Here is a 2577-nt window from a genome sequence, read left to right as displayed (position 1 = left end):
GGCGCAAGGCGGACCCAGACCTCATCTGTCAACACAAACCGCTCTTCGTTCATTCAAACCTCCATTTTGGAAGCTTGAATCAGATTTCAGCCAGCTTGGGAATCCTGAATGTCCACAGACCCTAGAAGGCGAAGCCGCATAACACAATCTGCCTGTTCTATTGGTTTCGAATGGGCGCTCACAAAAACACGCGCGGTAACGCATGGTTGCGGTAATTTGCATCTCAGATCAAGGTTTAGGCACCATCAAGCATCCTCAAAAGCTTTCCGCCTGCCTAAGCCACCATCTCACACAGGCTCGCCCTTGACTGGGAACGCATGACAACTCTGGCGCCAGCCCCATATCGCGCACTATCCGCTACCCGCACCAAGCCAATCCAGATGACTGGAGCTGCACAGCCTAAAGAACTGCAGACCGCTCTCAGCCGAAACACGACCTTCCAGCAGGGCGCAGCGCAGGCTCTGCTGCAGGCGCGAGAGGCTTCCCAAGAGCGGACCTTCGGGTCCGCTCAACTGACCGGGGCGATGCTGAGATCAGTGCAGACGTCAGCGAAGCGCAGATTGTGTACTTTGCAAAGTCTGGTACGTATTCCGGACAGCGGACCTTCGTGCCTTGCGCGGCAAATTCAGGCTTCGAGCCCTTTGTGCGCTTCAATGCTCTCGCAGCGAAAGCAACATCGGACAGTGCCAGTTACCGTTCGAACAGTTGGCGGTGACCTCATCCAATGCGCGTTCCAGACGTTTCAGGTCGGAGATTTTTTTGCGGATGCTCTGCTTGTGTGACGCTGCAATTTGCGAGGCGGTGCCACAGTCGGCTCCATGCTCTTCTGAGAGGTCGAGCAGCGCCTTCGCGTCTGCCAGCGGGAACCCCAGATCACGGCATTTTTTCAGGAATATCAGCCGTCCCACGTCAGCCTTTGAATATTGCCTTCGATTGTTCGCTGCACGTTCGGGCCTAGGGATAATGCCCTCACGCTCATAGAAGCGAATAGCCTCAATTCCGACGCCGCTTTGCCGAGACGCCTCTCCAATCGCAAACATGTGACTTCGCCTTTCTTGCTCCTGTAGCAACTACAGGAATTAGAACACTTTCAGTCAACATGAAATGACGCGTTCCCGCGCGAAGAAGGATGTCAGAATGAAGAACTACATCGGCGCTAGCTACTTAGCATCATTCGGCGCTCTCGGCGTCGCATCTTGCTGTGTCCTACCAATGACGATGATGTTGCTCGGTCTGGGCGGAGGCTGGTTAGCAGTTTTTGGCAAGATCGCCGCAGCAAGTTACTATGTGCTTGCAATGTCGACGGCTCTGGTCGTGGCGTCTTGGTTTGTTTCACGTCGTCGCGGCTCACTGGCAAGACTGAAATGGTGGCTCGGTGGAACGACCTTGGTCACTGCAATCGCATGGGTAATCGTGTTCAATGAGACCCGTATCAACGACCTCCTGATAATGCAGATGTGACCCATGACAGATCAAACCATCATATTGAAAAGCGTAATCACTTGCCCGCGTTGCGGACATACCGAAACCGAAATGATGCCAACGGACTCGTGCCAATGGTTCTACGAATGCAGATCGTGCAAGTCAGTATTGAAGCCCAAAGAGGGTGACTGCTGCGTGTTTTGCTCCTACGCGACTGTGCCCTGCCCACCCATTCAGACGGGCGACAGTTGCTGCGGATGATCTTACTGTCTGCTTCGTCCGCATCTTGCCCCTTTGCTACCCAGGTGGCGAAGGTCAGCTATCGTAAACTCGCGCCAAGGGCCCCGGGGCCGCTTCGGGCTGACATGTGCCCTTTAACTCGCAGGTTCTCAGACAGAATTTCTTAATCCTCCCTGGCTAAACTCACCTCTGGGAAAACGATATCTGACCGCTCTGGCCCTATGCGTTGGGACTGAGCCGGGCGGAGTGTTGCGTTGCAGGTGCAACACACTGCTTCAGCAGTTATTTGGTACTTGGGGTGTGTGCGATGGCAACAAGTCAAGAGGTTAGGTCAGATGTGCTATCACGGCTCATCGCCGAGCACGTGCGTGACAGTATTATCCTAATGGATGCCCTAGGTCGGGTTGTTTGGGTTAACCCAGCCTTTACCGAACTCAATGGTTACGCCTTGGAAGATGCGCTGGGAAAAAAACCTTCGGAGTTGCTGTGCGGCTCCGCGACCACGCTGGAGAGCAGTAAGGCTCTTGCCAAGGCTAGGTCGTGTCTCGGAGTTGGTGGAAATTTGAAGGCGGCGTAATCTCCGGGTGAACATCCACCCACCCAACCGGCGGCGGCAACCGCCAGGGAGATCACGCCATGACCAAGAATACCTATACTTCCAGTTTTCCGCTACTGGCCCATGAGGCCGGGTTCGATCCGATCGAGGAGCGGCTCCGGATGAACGTCCGCGCGACCATCGAGGCCGTTTTTGAGGAGGAACTCGCCAGCTTTCTTGGTCGCCTGCGCTACGGGTCGTGTCTCGGAGTTGGTGGAAATTTGAAGGCGGCGTAATCTCCGGGTGAACATCCACCCACCCAACCGGCGGCAGCAACCGCCAGGGAGATCACGCCATGACCAAGAATACCTATACTTCCA

At 55.1% G+C, this 2577-nt stretch carries 3 protein-coding genes and 1 pseudogene; 3 read left to right on the top strand and 1 reads right to left on the bottom strand.

Translation table 11 applies throughout. The annotated features are described in order from the left end of the window. Positions 1-650 precede the first annotated feature (650 nt). Positions 651-1040, bottom strand: coding sequence for a MerR family transcriptional regulator (locus AAFO90_RS24605; RefSeq protein WP_347511155.1), 390 nt, complete (start codon positions 1038-1040; stop codon positions 651-653). 97 nt (positions 1041-1137) lie between these two features. On the opposite strand from AAFO90_RS24605, the gene AAFO90_RS24600 reads away from it, so the two are divergent. From AAFO90_RS24600 to AAFO90_RS24590, 3 genes and pseudogenes are all read left to right on the top strand, one after another. Beyond that, complete coding sequence (locus AAFO90_RS24600; RefSeq protein WP_347511154.1) at positions 1138-1461, top strand: hypothetical protein; 324 nt, start codon at positions 1138-1140, stop codon at positions 1459-1461. 3 nt (positions 1462-1464) lie between these two features. After that, positions 1465-1683 carry a GDCCVxC domain-containing (seleno)protein gene (locus AAFO90_RS24595; protein ID WP_274836521.1) on the top strand — a complete coding sequence of 73 codons (219 nt, stop codon included), beginning with the start codon at positions 1465-1467 and terminating at the stop codon, positions 1681-1683. A 615-nt stretch (positions 1684-2298) separates the two neighbouring features. After that, a pseudogene (locus AAFO90_RS24590) lies at positions 2299-2451 on the top strand (IS256 family transposase); the annotation flags it as partial. Between the last annotated feature and the right edge of the window lie 126 nt (positions 2452-2577).

Source organism: Phaeobacter sp. CAU 1743 (assembly GCF_039839315.1).
In the GTDB taxonomy this organism is placed as follows: Bacteria; Pseudomonadota; Alphaproteobacteria; order Rhodobacterales; family Rhodobacteraceae; genus Phycobacter; species Phycobacter gallaeciensis_A.
Note: the sequence above shows the minus strand (reverse complement) of the source record. Positions and strands in the feature narration are given on the sequence as shown.